The 21,036-nt window shown below is 23.9% G+C and carries 10 protein-coding genes; all 10 read right to left on the bottom strand.

The features are described from left to right. Positions 1-44: 44 nt before the first annotated feature. The 10 genes from RDY08_RS09245 to RDY08_RS09290 all read right to left on the bottom strand — a co-directional run bounded on the left by RDY08_RS09245 (position 45) and on the right by RDY08_RS09290 (position 20,693). A complete protein-coding gene (locus RDY08_RS09245; protein ID WP_307904112.1) occupies positions 45-2,267 on the bottom strand; it encodes a hypothetical protein in 2,223 nt (740 codons plus the stop codon). 170 nt (positions 2,268-2,437) lie between these two features. Beyond that, positions 2,438-3,106 carry a response regulator transcription factor gene (locus RDY08_RS09250; protein WP_307904113.1) on the bottom strand — a complete coding sequence of 223 codons (669 nt, stop codon included), beginning with the start codon at positions 3,104-3,106 and terminating at the stop codon, positions 2,438-2,440. A gap of 53 nt (positions 3,107-3,159) precedes the next feature. After that, entirely contained in the window at positions 3,160-5,763 is a 2,604-nt protein-coding gene (locus RDY08_RS09255; RefSeq protein ID WP_307904114.1) for an ATP-binding protein, read from the bottom strand. 232 nt (positions 5,764-5,995) lie between these two features. Beyond that, positions 5,996-6,844 carry a CPBP family intramembrane glutamic endopeptidase gene (locus tag RDY08_RS09260; RefSeq protein ID WP_307904116.1) on the bottom strand — a complete coding sequence of 283 codons (849 nt, stop codon included), beginning with the start codon at positions 6,842-6,844 and terminating at the stop codon, positions 5,996-5,998. A gap of 16 nt (positions 6,845-6,860) precedes the next feature. After that, positions 6,861-8,615: a S41 family peptidase gene (locus RDY08_RS09265; protein WP_307904117.1), complete on the bottom strand. Its 1,755-nt coding sequence runs from the start codon at positions 8,613-8,615 to the stop codon at positions 6,861-6,863. A gap of 146 nt (positions 8,616-8,761) precedes the next feature. Next, the gene (locus RDY08_RS09270; RefSeq protein WP_307904119.1) at positions 8,762-10,708 is read right to left on the bottom strand and encodes an ABC transporter permease subunit/CPBP intramembrane protease; all 1,947 of its coding nucleotides are present in this window, start codon (positions 10,706-10,708) and stop codon (positions 8,762-8,764) included. A 4-nt stretch (positions 10,709-10,712) separates the two neighbouring features. Continuing rightward, entirely contained in the window at positions 10,713-11,954 is a 1,242-nt protein-coding gene (locus RDY08_RS09275) for an ABC transporter permease subunit (protein WP_307904120.1), read from the bottom strand. Beyond that, positions 11,941-12,699, bottom strand: a complete 759-nt coding sequence (locus RDY08_RS09280) for an ABC transporter ATP-binding protein (RefSeq protein WP_307904122.1) — start codon at positions 12,697-12,699, stop codon at positions 11,941-11,943. Before RDY08_RS09280 ends, RDY08_RS09275 begins: the two co-directional genes overlap by 14 nt. A gap of 394 nt (positions 12,700-13,093) precedes the next feature. Beyond that, on the bottom strand, positions 13,094-13,837 hold the full coding sequence (locus RDY08_RS09285; protein WP_307904124.1) for a hypothetical protein: 744 nt from the start codon (positions 13,835-13,837) through the stop codon (positions 13,094-13,096). A 373-nt stretch (positions 13,838-14,210) separates the two neighbouring features. Next, the gene (locus tag RDY08_RS09290) at positions 14,211-20,693 is read right to left on the bottom strand and encodes an ATP-binding hybrid sensor histidine kinase/response regulator (protein WP_307904125.1); all 6,483 of its coding nucleotides are present in this window, start codon (positions 20,691-20,693) and stop codon (positions 14,211-14,213) included. Positions 20,694-21,036: the final 343 nt, after the last annotated feature.

A 21,036-nucleotide genomic window follows, 5' to 3' on the forward strand; every position in this document is an offset into this window, starting at 1 on the left:
CCCCCTAAAAAATTTGTATCCCCATTTCTATTAACACTTTTATATTATTTTATAACTTCTCCTATACTTTTAAGTCCTTTTCTCAATATATAATATGAGTTTTTCTTCTCTTCCATATCAGGATTGTTTACATATTTTCTACTTATATCACTATAATCTACATTATCTAAAGAATTTCCGCCCCAACCGTTCCAACTATATTTATTTGTTTCTATTAAGTCATTATTTATAGAAACCGCAAATGAAACTCCATCTGTTATCTTAGATTGTAATTTCCAATTTTTCTTTCCAAATATACTCGAATCTATCTTAACACCATCTATAACTGCACATCTACTTGGATCTGAAAATTGTAATAATGTCCATGGAACTCTAACTAAAAGCTCTGTATCATTTATAATCAATGCATCTGTACTTTTTATTGTCTCGTTACTATTTGCTACTCCTAACTCTCCAATATTTTGATTCTCTATTTTAGTTACTTCTCCCATTTCATTATATTTTTCAAGATTACGCCACCTTACTTTTTCCCATTCTTTTTCTCCAATAGTAGTAGAACTATATTTTCTACTATTATCTAAAAAATGCCATATTCCATAAAGACTATACTCTTTAGTTACATATAGCTGTGCAATCTTATTCCCTTTTTCATCTATTTCAGGATATACAATTGTAAATTCATATCCATTTTGAGTATTTTCTCCATCTTCTAATATAGAACTTCCAAGTTTTTCTTCACTATTATCATAACTGTTTATTCCAATTACAACTGTATCCTCTGTTTTCCATATATTAGAAAGTTTTATTTTAATATTAAGATAAGTTTCATTTGCCATAGCAGATATTGATTCTATATTTTTATTCTCACCTCGATATATCTCTTTATAAGGATAATTGTCTGGTTTAAATTTTATAAATCCAAAATTTTCTTCTGGACTTGTAATATCATCCCACAAAGCATATCTACTTCTTGGAAATGTAATTTCATCTGTTATCCAAGTTCTTTTCCACCATTCATCAATCCAAGCAAATAAAACTCCGCCTGCACAATTTTCATCGTAAATATTCTTCATAATTCTAATCCCATATTCACCCTGCATCTCTTCATTAATTCCACCATGGTTCATTCCTGACTGTGCAAATTTTGCATTTCCCCAACTACTAGGAACTCCAGTTTCAGCTATTACCAATGGTATCCCTTTTGCGTTATAATAACTATTTAAATCATCTAAATATCCCATATATGAATTTGGCCCATAATCATCACTATATTTTGGATCATTATATTTTGGATCATATGAAATAAAATCAGGATAATATGGATAAGCATGATAACTTGCAAAATATCCTGCTACATCATTATTAGATTTCTTTATATCTTCTAAATAAAAAGCTTCATAATCTTCAAAACTGTTTGGAGGCCCTGGTTCTGATTCATGTTCTAATGGATCTAATGTTGGCCAGCTTGATAAACTTATTGGTCTTTGATGTCCATATTTTTCCATTTCATATGATATCACATGATCTATCTGTTCTACAGCCCAAGCTGTAGATACATTTTTTGCATTATCTATAGAATAATATCTACCATTAAATGTTCTACTTTTAGACAATTGATTAGTTCTTTCTATCTCATCTGGATATATTTCTCTTCCTATAATCCACCCCAATACCCACCTTGAAATATTTACATTATAATCTCCATATGCTTTCCCATATCTATGAGGTATTCTCTTATTTCCATATACACAATCAACTAAATCTTCTATCTCTTGACTAAATGATTCATCTGTTAAATCATATAGAGTATGTACATCTCCTTTTTCGCTGTTTTCATCTAACCATATCCCCTGAAAAAGATATATTGGATTATCGGCATGTTTAGAATTAAAATCATCTAAAGCCATATAAAATCTGGGATAATGTAGTGTATATATTCTTAATGTATTTATTCCTAATTCATACATCTCCTCAAACCATCTATAATATGTAGTATAATCTGGAGATAAATTCCCTGCATTTGTACCAGGTACTCCAACTCCAAGATTCATCCCTTTTATAAAAAACTTTTTATATACTTCATCTTTATAATCCCAATATGCAAGATAATTATCTTTTGTTATAAATGGAACTTCCACTTCTTTTGGTAAATTATATTTTACTTCATTTTTATTATTACTATTTACTATCTTTTTAGAAGGGTTTTTAACTAAAAAACATCCTGAAAACAGATTAATTACAACTAATAAGAATAAAAATTTTTTCATATATCCTCCATATACAGAAATGAGTTCTATCATAAAATATAGCAACCTTAAAATAGTTATAATGGTTACTATTTTTTCACTATATATTTTATCATACACAAGTAACAAAACAGTAACAATAAGAAAAAATATATAATAAATTAAAATAGATATTACTTTAATAGCAATATCTATTTTAATTTATATCCCATACCTTTTATATTTTCTAAATTATCTTTTAATGGCTCTATTTTCTTTTTTAACCTTGATAAACACATATCAAATGTTTTATTATTTGAATCTAAATAATCTTGCCATACATTAAAGTATATTTTATCTTTAGATAACACTATCCCTTTATTAATTATAAAATATAGCAAAAGCTCAAACTCTTTTTTGGTTAGCTTAATCTCTTTATCATTCACTTTCACTATCTTTTTATTTTTATAAACTATTATATTTCTATATTTTATAATATCTTTTGAATTAACAGTTCTATCTCCTACTAATCTAATTGCTCTCAAAAAAAGTTCCTCTACATTAAAGGGTTTTCTCACATAATCATCTGCTCCTATTTCAAATCCTTTAATTACATCATTATCTGATATTTTTTGTGTAAGAAGTATCACTTTTGGCAATCCATAAATAGCTGGATTGTTTTTTATTTTTTCACAAACATCATATCCTAATATATCTGGAAGATTAATATCCAATATTACCAATTCAGCTCCATTTTTTTCTATTTTATTCAATCCTTTTTTTCCTGTATCACATTTTTCTACAAAGAATCCCTCTTTTTCAAATTTATCTGCTATCAATTCCAAAGTTACAATATCATCCTCAACTATTACTATACTCATTTTCATCCCCCTGCATAAGCAAAACTATTAAATAAATTAAAAAAATAAGTTTATTATTTATTATTAAGCATTAAATTTCCCAACTCATTTTCTACCTTCCAAACCAACTTTATTATAGCTTCATAATCTTTTTCATTACATAATTCTTCTATTTTTGATAAATTTCCATACATATCTTTTAATCCTATATTCCCTGCTCCACTTTTTAATTTGTGAGAAATATTTTTTACTTGTTCAAATTCATTATTTGATAATTTCCTCCTCATTATCTTCATCTCTTTTGGATAAGTCTCTAACATTAATTTTAATATTTTCTCAGGTATATTTAAATCATTCATTTTATGTATCACTTTTTTATCTTCAATATAATAGCTATCTTTATTATATTTTTCTAAAACATCCAAAATAGTTTTGTAATTAAAAGGTTTAGAAATATACTCATCAAAGCCAGATTTCATACATTTTTCTTTAAACCCTTCAGATACATTTGCTGTTACTGCAAATATTTTTGTTGAATTTACAATAACTTCTTTTAGCTCTTCTAGTATTTCAAATCCATTTTTTCTTGGAAGCTGAACATCTAAAAATATAAAATTATAATTTCCATTTAAATATTCTTTTACTACATTTATTCCTGTTGTAAGTCCTTTTGTTTTTATATTTATATTTTCTAACATCTCTTTCAATATCTCTATATTTATCTGATTGTCATCAATAATTAAAGCTTTTTTTCCTATATATTTTTTATTATCAATTTTAATTTCATCTCTTTTATTTTCACATATTTTATTTTTTTCACTAAAAACTCCAATTATATCCTTTTGAATAGGTTTTATTTCAATCTCTTTTTCATTATCTGCATTTTTATCAATTAAATATAATTTCATACTATTATCTGGAAATATCTCATTATTTTCAATTATACATTTTCTTAAAAAATCTCTATCAATAAAAACATTATAACTTTCATCCTCAATATTTTCAATTATATCTTCCAAAGAATCATAATCTTCTGCTATATAATATCCTAAATCCAAGTCAGATAAAATCTTTCTTATATATCTTTCTAAAAATTCATCATTCACTCCAATTATCGTATCTTTTTTATTTATCTTAAATTTTTTAATTGACTCTTTAGAATATTCAAAAAAAAGCTTAAATTTAAACTCTGAACCTAACCCCACTTCTGAAAAAACATCAATTTCTCCCCCCATACTCTTTACTAAATTTTGAGAAATAGCTAACCCTAATCCAACTCCTTCATATTTTTTAGCAATTGATATATTTCCTTGCTCAAATGCGTTAAATATTTTCCTCAAATTTTCTTTTGGAATTCCCGTTCCAGTATCTTTTACACTTATTATCACTTCAACTTTTCCATCTTTCTCTTCTAAAAGTTCAGCAAAAATAATTACTGTTCCCCTTTCAGTAAATTTTATAGCATTATTCAAAAGATTTATCAAAACTTGCTTTAATTTTGTATAATCTCCAAAAATTTCATATGGTATTTTTTGTGACACAAATAGATACATATCAAACCCTTTATCCATAATTTCATTTTCAAACATCATTCTAATCTCTTCAAATAGTTCCATTAAAGAAAATTTAATATTTTTCAGTTCTATTTTTCCCTCTTCTATTTTAACTATATCCACTAATTGATTCACAAGAGATTTAAGATGTTTCGCAGAATTTAAAATCATATCTATTTTTTCATCTCTATCTTTAACATCTTTTATATAATATAATATTTCACTCATACCTATTATTCCATTTAAAGGTGTTCTAAGTTCATGACTTATATTTGCTAAAAACATATTTTTAGCTCTATTCGCTTCCTCAAGCTTTTTTTTGTCTTCAATACTTTTATGTAATTTCACAACATGCGCTATTAGTTTTTTATTTTTTTCGTTTAAGTCAGAAGACATCCATTCTACTTTTTTCAAATTATCTCTAATTTCATTAAAAAATATAAATACTTCTAAAAATAAAAATATAGCCATTCCAAAAAAAATATATTCTGATTCTATTTTTCTATAATAATTATAAATATCTATTAACATACCTATCAAAAATATTATTGTACCTATCATATACATCTTTGAATATTTTAATTTTTTCACACAAGCTTTAATAAACATATATATTATATATCCCACAGCTAATATTATCATTATTTGATTAAATATTTCTATCTTTTTTATTACATTTGGTATAAAAACTATTATTAGCGAATAAATAATTATATAATATGCAGAAAGTTCTGCAATTATTTTATTGGTTATTTTGGGGTATTGATAATATAAGTAAAACAAAAAAAACGGAATAATTATATATGTAGTTAATTTTTCTACAACATATATATCTGAATAAGGTATTTTAATAATATCATTGAAAATTTTTTCATTATATAATATAACTTTAAATGAAAATACAATACACATATATACAAAATATATAACTGATTTTCTCTTTTTTATTAAAAAATATTGAAATAAAAAAAGTACTCCTATAATTCCAATTGCTCCAACAACCATACTATTTATTATTAATTTCCTTAATTTAATAATATTTAAACTTTTTATATATTCATTTTCTAAAGAATATATTGATACAGAGATACTAAAAAATAATATGCTTAAAAATATCTTTTTCATAACTATCTCCTTTTTATTTTTTAATGTGAAAAAATAAGCAATGTTTCATCTGATAAAGTATAAATATTTTTCTAAATTTTTAGCTCCTGAAAAATTTCGCCTTGAAAAATTACATGTTTAAAAAAATGACGTAGCTTATTTTCTGAATAAATTTATCCTTTCCTAACAAATAAAAAAAATAATCTTTATTAAATTATATCATAATAAAGATTATTTTGTATATTTTTTATTTTTATAAAATTTCAATTTCTTCTTTTTTTAATAATTTATTTTTTTTATAAATAATAATCAAACTTATAAAAATCAACATTCCTATTAATAGTTGCATATAATTAATTTTAGAAACTATACCAACTTTATCCGCATAACATGCACCTATCAAAATTACAATTAAATTATTGATACAATGCATAAATATAACTGTTTTTAAAGAGTTTGTTTTTAAATAAACTATAGCAAAAATTATTCCTAAAAAGAACGCATTTATTCCCTGTGCTATATTGAAATGAGATATTGCAAAAATTAAAGCCGAAACTATTATTGATGTAGAGTTTTTATACTTTAATGTTAATTTTTTTAATATTATTCCTCGATTTACAACTTCTTCAAAAATAGGACCTATTGTTACGCTAGTAAATATAAATGTAACTATACCTTCTTCATTTACCATATTCTGTAAATTTAGTATACTTTGTTTTAAAAATCTTTCTATTAAAACATCAACTGTATTATTAAAAATTAATATATAACATAAAACTCCTAATACTAAATAAAAAAGTAATATTAATTTTTCTTTGCTAATTTTTTTATTAATTTTTATAGAAATATTTTTCATATAACCTTTTTCGTATATTATAATCAATACTATTATTTCAGAAATGATACCAATAATCCCAAATAAAATTTTATTATTAAAATTAAAATTTTTAGTAAATAATTCATTATATATACTTATTATTCCAAACATAAAAAGCATTGCAATTATAGTTATAATTATTACTAAAATATATACAATTACACTAAATTTAACCGCTCCAAATATTGTAAATCCATCATTTTTATTTAAGCTCTTTTTTTCCATTCCAAACTCAACCTCCTCATCTATTTTTTATTAATTCCAAAACTTTATCCATAACTTGATCTTTTCCCAATGCCTCTTTTTCTGGAGCTATATCCACTTTTATATCTGGTATCAAATTCCCTTTTCTTTTAATATTTTTCAATACTTTATAAGAAATAATTGGTATATTTATTCTAAAATTTGAGTTAGGCAAAATAACAACTGCTCCATTACCATAACATTCTATCCAACCACCTGTTTTATTTCCTATTATTTTTATCTTTTTATCTTTTAACCGTACATAATTTGAAAATGTTACTCCTGCTGAAAATGTTCTTCTTCCAACTAATAAATATACTTTTCCTTTATAATAGTTCTTATTATTTTTCTCCAAATTTCTATAAAAATAATCTGCTAGTTCTGGAGATCCTCCAAGATTAAATCTATCATCTATGATCAAATATTTTATTTTTTTATCTTTCATCTCATTAAAATAGCTTTTCATATTTCCAATAAAATTAACTATCCCATCAGAATTTTCAAATGGGAATTTATTTATTCGTATTATAGCTATATCTTTTTTCAAATATGACAGTTCGATATTTTTGCCATAATTATTATTCTTCCAGCTTTCCCTTTCAGATATTCCACCTCTTAACACTACCTTTTTTATACCTTTTGAATTTGATTTTATATATTTAACAGTATATTTTTTACTACCATTATATATTAAACTATACCACATTGGAAATCCATCTTGTATTCTAACTTCAACCCATTTCTTTGAATTTGGATCTGATGCAATTAATTTCTTCATTCTTTTTAGTATTTTATCTGCCGAAACTCCATTAATAGAAATTATTTCCCCGCCGACCATTTCTCCAATTTTAGAAGAATTTTTTTTATTAATCAATATTTTATTATCTCTTATATTTACTAATATAGGGAATCCATTTCTAAACAAAGGAAAATTTCTAATATCTTTTTTATATCCACTTTTATTCCATTCTAAATTTGTATGCCCATCTTTTATTTTTGCTATAAATTCAGAAAATAAAATAAATAGTTCTTTTTTGCTTATTTTTTCTTTTGATTCTATTTTTTTTATTAAAGCTTTATATTTTTTATTAAATTCATTTTTACTAATAGAATAATATAAATCTGGATGAATCCTCAACTTATTAACCATATATTTTGCATCTTCTATTGCCTCTTTTGATGTTAATGTTTTTTTACTTTTAATTTTCTTTTTTTTGATTTTTATATCTTTAAAATCTTTAAATTTTATAGACTTTAAAATTTTATTAAATATCTTTTCTTCTTTATGTTTATTTAAACTCAAATTTGAAAAAACAAAATTAAATTCTTTATTTGATTTATATAAATTCAGTTTAATTTGTTTTTCATTATAATTTAAAAAAGCATCTGTGACTTCTATTCTATCTCCAACTACATTATCAATTTTTATTTTTTTAAATATCTTTTTTTTTATTCTTAATCTTACATTTTGCTCTTCTTCTTTTTCTGTTTTTTTATCTTCTTTTAAAATTTTGTCAATTGAATCTATTTTTTTATTTTTTATTGACACAAAAATATTCGATGTTTTATTGTTTATAAATTTAACAAATATTTTATCTTCTCCTACATTTACCACATTTACACTTGATGGATAATTAAATTCAAAATATTTATTTGAATATCTTTTTATAATTTCATTATTTTTTTGTAAATTTTTACACGAAGTCAGTAATAAAATAATTATTAACAGATATATAATTTTACTTTTTCTCATTTTTTTTCCTCCTTAGGTAATTAGGTAATTTGATTAGTCAGCTGCATAACTCTGCAATCCTTTTTTTATAATTCGTTTACATTCGTTTCATTCGTGGTTTCAATCTTTTTTATTCTTATTTTTTACTAAACTAAAAAATTAAACTCTTAACTTGACGACACCTTCTCTCTTTTCCCACGCATAATCATCAATCCTATTCCTATTAAAATAAATGCAATCACTATATTCATAATTAAATTCTTAGAAAAATCAACATTTATAAAAATAGATATACTGTTATGAAAAAAATGTAAAATCATCCCGGGAACAATAGACTCAGTCTTATATGCTGTATATCCAAGCAATAATCCCAAAATAAAAGTTGGAATTAATCTATAGATACTTAAATGAGTCATTGCAAATAAAATAGAAGTTATAATTATTGCTGACTTAGGAGATATTTTGCTTTTTAATGAATTTAGCAACACTCCTCTAAATAATATCTCTTCACATAATGCTGGTGTTAATCCTATAACAAATAATTTAGATATTGGACTCATACTATTTATCATATCTTCTATTCCCTTTAATGATTTTCCAGAATCAGGCAAATATTTTCCTAAAAATATAGCATATAACATTATTATAATAAATATTCCCATCCATAATATACCGCTTCCAAAACTTTCTTTTAATTTTGGCTTTTTTAATCCTAAAGATTTTTTTATATCTGCCTTTAGATACCAAAGAGTGAATATAGGGAAAAATGCAAATATCACATACTGTATAATAAGAGTTCCTAGCACCATATTTATTTTTGTTCCAAAAAACAGATTGCTATATATATACATTATTATTGCTATACAAAATATTAAAATAGCATCTTGCGGATCTATTACCCTCTTCTTTTTAATTTCACTTCTTTTTAATCTAAAGTCAAAACTTTTTCCATTTCCAAATAATATTTTTTCTGTTCCAAATACTTTAAACATAAATAATAGTCCTAATATAGATACAATTATATTTACAAATAAAGATATAGAAAAAAATGTTAAATTTAATTGATTTAATAAAGCTGATTTAATTATAAGCACAGAATTTACAATTGGTATAAATGAATAAAACTTACTCATTTTAATTCCATCTATCATACCTACATAAGTCGGTAACATAAATAAAAATGTTATTGGAGCAAACAAAGCTGCACTCTCTTTATAACTATTTGCAAATAATCCAACTCCTAAAAACACACTAGTTGACAATATTACTAATGGCATCAGCATAAAAAATAATACCACAAATAACATTGGCGTTAATTCTAATTTTCCTTGTAAATTTCCTTGTACACTATTAAGTCTCGAAAGAGCAATACTCAGAGCAATCAAACTTGTAAATAGCGTGGCAAGTCCCATAGTAAAACAAGCAAAAATTTTCGCTATTAATAGCTCCATTTTTTTTATTGGTACAGAAAATAATGTCTCTAGTGTTCCTCTCTCTTTTTCCCCTGTTGTCATTTCAATGGCAAATCCAACTGTTGAAAGCATTGCGTATAATACCAAATACATTGGAACTACTCCACTAAAAGAGTGTTGAGTTATCTCTTTTTTTTCTGCAGTATCTATTGATTTTAATTCTGTTAAATTTAATATTGGCTCTTTTATATTTAACTTTTCAACTATATTTTCTTGCTTATATTTTTTATATTTCTTAAATATTTCTAAAAATCTCTTTTTACTCTTTCCGCTATCAATATTACTTCCCCTATAAAAAATTTCTATTATCTCTTTTTTATTTTCTACTTTATAACTAATAGCTAAATCTAGTTTTTTAGTTTCAATATTTTTTTCATAATCTTTATTCTTTAAATTATAAACCTTAAATTTCCCTTCATATTTTATTAATTCTTTTAATTTATTAGGAATATTTGTAATATAATATATTCTACTTATTTTATCTTTTGATATCTGTTTATCTTTTTCTGCAAAATGAGATATTACATTTATCATTAAAGGCAATATTATTAATGGCAAAAATATAGATATTACATTTCTTTTATCTCTTATTATACTTATTATCTCTTTTATATAAACTGTTTTTATATTTGATAATTTCATTAATTTACCTCCTGTCTTTTGTTTTTTTCTTTGTGTAACTTTGGCTCCTTCGCGTCTTTGTGCTGAAATTATTTTTTCCACCTGTTCCAAATATAACTTTTTCTGATTTAAATATATAAGTCATAAATATAATAGATATAATTGAAACTATTATATTTGTAATATTTGCTATTAATAAATTTAATATATTATAATTGCCTATTAACATATTTCTCATAGATATAATTCCACCAGATATCGGTATCATTGCTGTACACAATGTTAATTTAAAATTAGGAAAAATAGCTACATAACAAGGTAACATTAATATTAATAATACTGGAGATAAATAAGATTGAGCTTCTTTATATGAATTTGCAAAAAATCCAACGCCTATTATTATTGAACTTGATAATATTATAATTGGAATTAACATAAAAAACATTATTACCATTCTAAATATATCTATCTGAAATGAAAATTTGGGTATTGCAATCATTATTCCCATTAATAATGGTATAACTGCTAAAATATTTATAAAACAACTTATTATTCCCACAGAACTACTTGCTAATAGTTTCCCAAATATTATTTCTGATTTTTTTACAGGAATGCTAAAAATTGTTTCCAAAGTTCCTCTCTCTTTTTCTCCAGCAGTCAAATCAATGCTAATAGCATAAATCCCCATTATTGAGTATATTGTTAATAAAAATGGAAGTAAACTCCCTAAAATCATTTCTGTATAATCTTTACTTTTTGAAAGATCATTTGATTTTAATTGTACAGCATCTAAAATAGGAACTTTTATATTCAACTCTTTTATTTTGTTTTTTTCTAATTCTACCTTATATTCATCAAATAATTTATCAATTCTCTTTTTAGCAAGTTTACTTTTTGTTATTGTTGAATTATACAAAATTTTTATTTTTTCTGGTGAATTTTTATTTGTATTTGTAAATTCAATTTCCATATCTATTTTTTCATTTTTTATAAGTTTTTTATAATTTGAATCTTCTGAATTTAATATTTTAAATTTATCACTTAAATTTATTTTTTTTAAGAAAAGTGATGGTATTTCATTTTTTATAATTATTCTACTTTTTTCCGATTTTAATTTATTGCTAACTGTACTCTGTAATTCAAATATGAAAATTAAAATTATTGGATAAATTATTATTGGTAAAAACATAGCTATTAATGCTTTTTTATCTCTTAGTAACTCTTTAAAATCTTTTTTAAATATCAAAACTACTTTATTCAAATTCATCTTTTATATTCTCCTCTCTATCAATATACTCAAGAAAAATATCTCTAATATTATCTTTTCCAGTTTTTTTCTTTAAATTTTCTACCTTACCTGTTTCTACTATTTTCCCTTTATGAATAAGTGCTATTCTATCACATAACATTTCCGCTTCTTCCATATAATGTGTTGAAAATATAATAGTTTTTCCCTCTTCTTTTTTTCTTTTTATAAATTCTATTATTGTTCTACTTGTTAATATATCTAATCCTAAGGTTGGTTCATCTAATATATATATTTCTGGATTATGTATCATACATCTTGCGATTGAACTTTTTTGAGTTTGACCAGTTGATAGTTTTTCGACTATTCTATCTTTAAAATCATTCATATCTAATATATCTAATATCTCTTTTGTCCTTTTTTTAATAATATCTTTATCTAAATCATAAAGTCCGCCAAAGAATTTTATTGTTTCAACAGGTGTTAATTTTTTATATAATTTAGTATTTCCAGATAAAAAACCTATTGATTTTTTTACTTCTTCTGGATTTTTTATTATATCAAATCCATTTATTACTGCTTCTCCATTAGTTGGTTCCATAATTGTAGAAATAATTCGTAAAAGTGTAGTTTTTCCTGCTCCATTAGGCCCTAAAAGTCCAAATATTTCACCTTTTTTAACTTCAAATGAAGCATTTTTTACTGCATAAAATTCCCCTAATTTTTTGTCATAAAATTTTTTACTTACATTTTTCACATTTATCATTTTTTATTATCACTCCTTTTCAATATTAATTTTTTCACATTATCCTGCTTTTTATTTTAAAATTCTGATTCTTTATTATCTTAATTTTTTATGATAAAATATGATTTTATGACATTTAAGAGTGGCTTAAAAATAGATTATATATTTAATGATAAAATATTTTTCACACTCCTTCTAATTTTAAAAATTAATTTTTCAAAGTTATTCGCAATTAATAATTAAACTTATGAAAGAAAAGTTTCTAAATACGATTTTTTTATAATTAATTATAGCACAAATTAATTTTTATTTTAAGTTAAAAAAAATTAATTTATGTTAAAATTTTACAATATAACAAAAGACAGGTTCACACCTGCCTTTTATAATCCTATAAATATATTTTAACTTAAAAATATTATTTTAAGTTTAACCTATCCATTCTATATATCATATCTCTCCACTTTATTTGATTTAAAGAATATGTATTTGTTCTTCTAACCCTTCCTGATGTACTTATTATAACTTTTTTCATTCTTTTTGGAAAATTTAAAACTGCTCGCACTACACCTTGATAACCATTTCCTAAATAATATTTAACCTTTTTATTATTATATGTCCTTATTTTTTTATTTTCCCCTAATAGATAATAATTTAAGTCATATACCATTTTATAAACTACCGCTTCATTTATAAGATTTTTACCACTTCCAGAAAAAGGCTTATTCACAAACACTGCAAATCTATCTTGAAATTTTATTTCATTATTACTTCTATCTTTTAATATCAAAACTATTTCAGTTACAATTCCATAACCTTCTGCAATTATATAATTTGGAATAAGTATTTTAATACTATACTCGCTTTTGTCTCCTCTTTCAGCTAAAGAACACATTTCATTTAATTTCAAACTTTCTTTTAAAGAATCTCTCATAGCTTTAGCATCTTTTTCATTAAATTTATTTTTTTCAGAAAATCCATTTGTTTCTTGAGCTAATGGAGTAATGTCAATATTGTTGTATTTTATATATTTTGGCTCAGAAACATATACAGTTTTTTTAGTTTTTACAGCATTTGTGACCGTTATTACCTTTTTTTCTACTAGTGAACTACATCCTAATTGTGTTAATAAAATTAAAACTCCTAATACTATTTTTTTCATTTTTACCTCCAGTTTATTATTGTTATATACTTTTTCTATTACAAATAAATTTACATTTTCCTAATAATTAAAAGATATATAAGAGAATCAGAACCCAAAATATAATTTTCTAACTCAAATATACGATTAGATAATTTTAAAAATTAAATTTTTTGAATATAAATTTTATTCTCATTTTTTACTTTCTTAGTATACCACTTTTCCTATTTTTTATGCAAGATTTTTTTTATATATGCTTTTTTTTTATATCTATAGCTCCATCTTAGTTACTTTAGAACTAGTTCATCTAATTAGATGAACTGTCTTATCATAACAAAAAGACAGGTTCACACCTGCCTTTCTAATGCTCCAGATATTATTATAAAAATAAAATTCAATTATCTTGCACAATTAAACCTTCCTCTGTTTCCTCCACTAAATATAAATTTTTCATTATCAGATTCAACTCTTTGCTAAATTCATCTGATAATTTAATCATCTTCTCATTATCACCTTCAAAAATAGAATTTTCCAATGCTCTAATTATTTTATCTAATTTTTTAGCACCTATAGTTCCAGCAGTTCCTTTTATTTTATGAACTAACCCTTTTGCTTCTTTCAAATCACCATCTTCTATTAACTTTTCTATTTGTTTATCTATTCCATTGTAATTTTCACAAAATTTTATTATAAACCGTTCTAATAACGCATCTCCTAATGTAGTTCTCATATCTTCTGTAATCTCTATTCCATAATATTTATTTTTACTCTTATCCAATTTTGTATCACTCATTTCTGCCACCCCCTTCTTTTCCAACCATTTATTTAATGTTATAAATAAATATTTAGGAGAAATAGGTTTTGATATATAACCATCCATTCCTGCTTTTTTACATACATCTTCATAACCAGGCATTGCATTTGCAGTCATTGCAATTATCGGAATCTTATCATACCTTTCATTCTTTCTTAAATTTTCTGTTGCTTCAAATCCATTCATAACTGGCATTTGTACATCCATTAATATCATATCAAAATCATTATCTTCTTCTAAGATTTCTATTGCTTCTTTTCCATTATTTGCTATTTTAACTTTAATATTTATTTGATTTAATATTGCTTCAGCTATCTCCTGATTTATTTCATTGTCTTCTACCAATAATATTCTGTTTCCTGCTAAATCTTCATATTCATCTTCTTTTCTCTTGATTTTGTAATTTAAATGTGAGTTTTTATCTTTTTTCAAAACTTTTTTTATCACATTTAAAATTTCAGAACTGTATATAGGTTTTTCTAAATATCCATCTATTCCATGTTCTTTCCCTTTTTCTTTTATTTCATCCACATCATACGAAGATATTACTATTATAGATGGTAGCTTTTCTATATCTTTTTCTTCTTTTAATCTTTTTATTGTTTCTAACCCATCCATCTTTGGCATTTTCCAATCCATAATTATAAGTTCAAATGGATTATCTTTTTTTTCTTTTATTAGATTTATTGCCTCTTCTCCAGATGAAGCTACTTCCACAATTCCACCATAACTTTCTAAATAATTTTTGGCAATTTCAACAGATATTTTGCTATCATCTACAACTAAAATTCTCATATCCTCAATATCTACAAAATCTATTTTTAATTTTTCTCCTAATTTTTGTTCTTTTAATAAAACATTAAAAATAAATTTACTTCCTTTTTCATATTCACTTTCTACATTAATTTCTCCACCATACATTTTGACAATTTTTTTACTTATAGCTAGCCCCAATCCTGTCCCACCATATTTACGTGAAATTGAAGAATTCGCTTGAGTAAATGTATTAAAAAGCTTATTTTGTTGTTCTTTTTTCATTCCAATCCCTGTATCTATTATGCTAAATTGAATATTTAATTCTCCATTTACCCTATTCAAAAGCTTCCCTTTTATCATTACATACCCTTTTTCAGTAAATTTAATAGCATTTCCTGTTAAATTTATTAAAACTTGTTGTAACCTTGTTGGATCGCCTATTAAATATTGTGGTATATTAGTATCTATATCAAACAATAAATCTATCCCTTTTTTCCTTGCATTTTGAAGTACTATTGTAGAAATATTCTTCAAAATATCATCTAATTCAAATTCAATATTTTCCATACTCATTTTTCCAGCTTCTATTTTGGAAAAGTCAAGTATATCATTTATTAGCGATAACAGATGATTTGCAGAACTATTAATTTTTCCTAAATAATCATATTGTTTTTCATTTAAATTAGTTTGTTTCATTAAATATGTTAATCCTAATATTCCATTCATCGGCGTTCTTATTTCATGACTCATATTTGCTAAAAATTCTGATTTTACAACTGCTGCTACCTCTGCTTTTTCTTTTGCAATTTCCAATTCAGCTGTTCTTTTTTTTACTTTTTCTTCCAACGATTCGTTTATTTGTTTTAATTCTTTATAAAGAACTGCATTTTCAATTGAAATTACCATTTCAGAAGACAACATTTTTAATATGCTAATTCTATCTTTAGTAAATGCACCTTTAACTAAATTATTTTCTAAATACAAAATAGAGATAATCTTTTTTTTGCTATTAAAAAGTGGCATACAAAGTATCGAACTATTCAAATTCATATTTTCATTTTCAAATATATTTTCAAAAGAGTTATCTCCAAAGATAAAATTTTCTCCTGTAGTTATAACTTTTTCAACTATCAATTTCAACTGTTCATTCGGGTACTTTTCTAACTCTATATGAGCTAAAATATTTTCAACTTTTTCTTTTTCTTCTCCATCACTTTCAAATTCAGCTTCAATATAAAATTTCTTATCTTCTCTTAGTAATAATAAGCCACTTTGAGCACCTGCATTTTTTATAACTACATTCATTAATTGACTAAGAAGATTTTCTAACTCAATCTCTTTTGATAAAATATTTGCAGCTTCTAAAATACTAAATATATCTGTGTTTTTCATCATATTTTCTTGCTTATATTTTTTCATCTCTAAAATTCCAGAATATTTTTCCAACATATTTTCTACTTTTGAAATAGCTCCCCATTCTTCATAGCATTCCAAAGCTTCTTTTAAATATAATTTAGATATTTTTTCATTGTTTTGTTCTAAATAAAATCTTCCAGCTAATTCATTAGATATTGCCTCTTCATTTTTAAATCCATTTTGTTTAGCTTTTTCTATTGCCAAATCATAAAATCTCATTGCTTTATTATATTTTTTCAGAACTCTATTTTTTTCGGCTTCCACAATTAAAAATTTATGTTCAAAATTCATTGGAGCATTTTTACTCCATATTTTTTGTCTAATTTGATTAGCAAATATTTTTCCAAATCCAACAATTTTATTTTTGATAGACAATTTATCATATTCTCTAAAAAATATTAATGAATCATAAAAAAAATACTCTGGATATGGAATAAATCCTAATGCAGATGACAAATATTTTTTAGCTTTATGGCTATTTTCATCTATAATTTTTTCATTCTCAAAAATATACCCTAATATCATTTTCATCAAATGATAATTAAATATAATATGTTTATCATTTGATTTAATATTTTGAGGTAATACCTCTTTTTCATTATAATTAGGACCATTAAATTCAAAAATATTCTCCACATCTTCTGACAAATTATATGCCATTTGAGCAAACAATTGATTATAATTATATTGAGTATTTTGACCATAGCTTTTAAAAGCCTCACTAAAATTATTAGTTGATTTATAATATTCCTCCAAACTTTTCCCTTGAAAAAAAGAGTTATACCCATAAACCGCTCCATTATAAGTTCCATATTCAAAATCGCCTGTTTCTATTCCAACTTTATATCCTCTAATTAATGAAGGAAATGTATTTTTCAAAGGTTCTTTATAATATCTTATTGTTGTATTATAAACCATCAAAACTTTAGCTTCTAATTCTTTTGCATCAAATTTTTCTATTAAATATAGTGCCAATTTACCAAACTCATATCCTCCATTTATCATATATAATGCTCCTGTTAAAATAAGTCCATAATTAACATACGCAAATGCAGAATAAGAGATATTTCCATACTTTATCGATAGTTTAACCATTTTTATAACTAATAATAAATATAAATCTGTATTTACAATAAAGGCTGCTGCTGCAATACTTGTTAATATTCTCATTACAGCAATAATCTTTTCATTTTCCATATTTGGAAGCTCTCTTAACTCTTTTATATCTTTTTTCATCATCTTTAATTGTACATCACCAATATTTTTTAATACAGTTAATCTATTTGGATTTTTCGAAATCCTTATTTTTAAAAGTTTTAATACATCCAATGCTAAATCAACAGCTTTCTGTGGCCTGCTTCTTGCCACATAAGATTGTATCACTATTTCATATGCTTTCACTTTATCCAATAATATATTTCCATTTTTTAAAATAGTATCAAAATAAATATCCATAATATTAAAATATTTATTTAAATACGCTGTTTCACAAGAATTTATATACAATCCCAATGTTAATTCATAACTGTTTTCCCAATCTTCTTTTTCTAAATAATTTACCCCTTTTTTAAAATAATTATATGCACTGAAATAGGCAGCAGATCTTTTAGCAATTATTCCACTTTTAAAATTCATTTCTGCTAACCAAACTCTTTTTTCACTATATTCTCTTTCATTAAAAGATTCTTTTGCTATATTAAAATGTTCTGTAATATTAAAAATATTTTTATTCTTATACTCTTCAGAAGAATTTTCTTGCATCATTTCTCCAATTCTTCTATGTAATAATTGTAACTCTTTTTTTGAAATTATATCATATACCGCTCGAAATATTTCATCATGTACAAATTTAAAATTTACATATCCATCTTTTTCATAACTTAAAGATTCATAAAAATTTGATACTGGAACTATAATCTCAGCTTTTATTGCTCCCCATAAATCTTCTCTTATCTCTTTTAGTGGTTTTTTCATTATTTTAGATACAATATTTATATCAAATTCATTTCCAATGCAAACACCATATTTTAATATCTCTTTTGTATTTTCTGACAGTATATATATTTTACTTTTTAAAATTTCACTTAAATTCTCTTTTAAATTTGATATTTTTTCTAAATCAAACTTCCAATTTCCATTTTTCAAATTAAATTTTAATAAATTAGAATTATATAGAAACTCTAATAAATGTTTTAAATTAAAAGGATTCCCTAAAGTTTTTTCATAACATATTTTTTCTAAATCACTTATATCTTTTTCTTTTTCAAAATTTTTAAAAGAATCTCTAATAAATTTCTTAATGTTTTTTTCTGATAACGCCGTTAAATATAATTCTTTAAAATTCCTATTTTCTTTCTTTAATTCCTCCATTAACAAACTCAAAGAGTGAGTTGGAGACACTTCATTATTTCTATAAGTTCCAATAAAACATAAATATTTTACTGATTTATCATTAATTAAAAATTTTATTAAACTTAGCGACTCTAAATCTGCCCATTGTAAATCATCAATAAAAATAATAAGCGGATTAGATTGAATAGCCCATATTTTTATAAATTTAACAAAAGTAGATTTTAATCTATTTCGAGATTCTGTAGGAGACAGTTCTTTCATTTCTGGCAAATCTCCTATTAACAATTTTAGTTCTGGAATTATATCTATTATCGCTCTTGCCCCATTCCCTAAACTATTTAATAGTTTTTCCTTCCAATATTCTTTTTCATCAGAGTTGATTTTTTTTAAAATCAATTCTCTAAAAGCCTCTATAAAAGCTTTATATGGAATGTCTTTTCTTAATTTTTCAAATTTACCTGATATCAAAACCCCATTATTCTCCATAGATGACAAATTAGCTTCATTTACTAAAGAAGTTTTTCCTATTCCTGGATGTCCTCCTATGAACAAAACTTCAAAATTCCCTTTTGAAATTTTATTATAGCTATCTTTAATAGCCTCTATCTCTTTTTCTCTTCCATAATATTTATTAGATATTAAAAATTTATCTGTAATATCATTTTTCCCTATTTCAAATCTGTTTATAAATCCATTTTCTGCAATATCAGAAATACATTTTTCTAAATCAAATAATATTCCTTCATAACTTTGATATCTATCTTCTGGATTTTTATTTAATAATTTTAAAATTATATCTGAAATTATTTCAGGTATTCCAATAGAGATATCATTTAATTTTAATGGCTTTTTCGCTAAATGAAAATATATTATTTCTGATGGAACATTTGAAATTATTGGCATTTTTCCTGCTAACATTTCATAAAATATAATACCAAATGAATAAAAATCACTCCTATAATCAACACTTCTTGCTAATCTTCCCGTTTGTTCAGGAGATATATATGGCAAAACCATAAGTGGAAAATCAATTTCCTCTAAAGCATTATAAACCTTAAAATCAACTTTAAAATTAAATTCAAAATTCAAAATTTTCATCTCATTGGTTACCAAATTATACATTATTGAATATGGAGTAATTAACTTATTAATATTATTTATATTACTTATATTACTTATATTTTTAGAAATAGATAATATTTTTATTGCAACTTTTAAAAATTTATCTATATTTAAAAATATTTTTTTATCTACATCTTTTAATAATACTCCTTCGAAATTTTCCATAGTGAAATAATCTATATTTTCTTTTGTTACATAATCAATTGGTTTTATTATATCATCTACTTCTTCAGATGATTTTTTTAATAAATTGTACTCATCTTTAAGTTTCATCTCTTCTTTTTTGTTATCTGATTTTTCCAACAATTTTATCAAAATTCTTTTATTCTCCACATTATCCCATACTCTATATATTTTAATATTTTTAAGTTCCCAGATTTTCTCTTTTATTTCATATCTATTATCTAACATCTCCATAATATCTCCTCTCTAAAACAAAGGGCTATTCAGTGCCAAATTTTGTTTCTATACAATAATTTCTAATGTAATTTTAAATACTTTTCAGACCTCATCTCCACCCCTTCTCCCAATGTCGTCAAGTTAATGACAATTTATAATTTTATATCGGGTTTGCCAACGGCAAAACCCCTACATTATAAAATAAATTAATACTGTAGGGGCTTGCCGTTGGCAAGCCCAGTTCTTAGCTTGATGACATTGCCCCTTCTCCTCTCTTAGGAGAAGGGAGCAAAACAACAAACCCAATATCCACACTATAGTTTCCTCCTAAGTTAGGAGAAAACGACAACAAGGAATGAGG

This window comes from Haliovirga abyssi (genome assembly GCF_030295325.1).
Taxonomy (GTDB): Bacteria; Fusobacteriota; Fusobacteriia; order Fusobacteriales; family Haliovirgaceae; genus Haliovirga; species Haliovirga abyssi.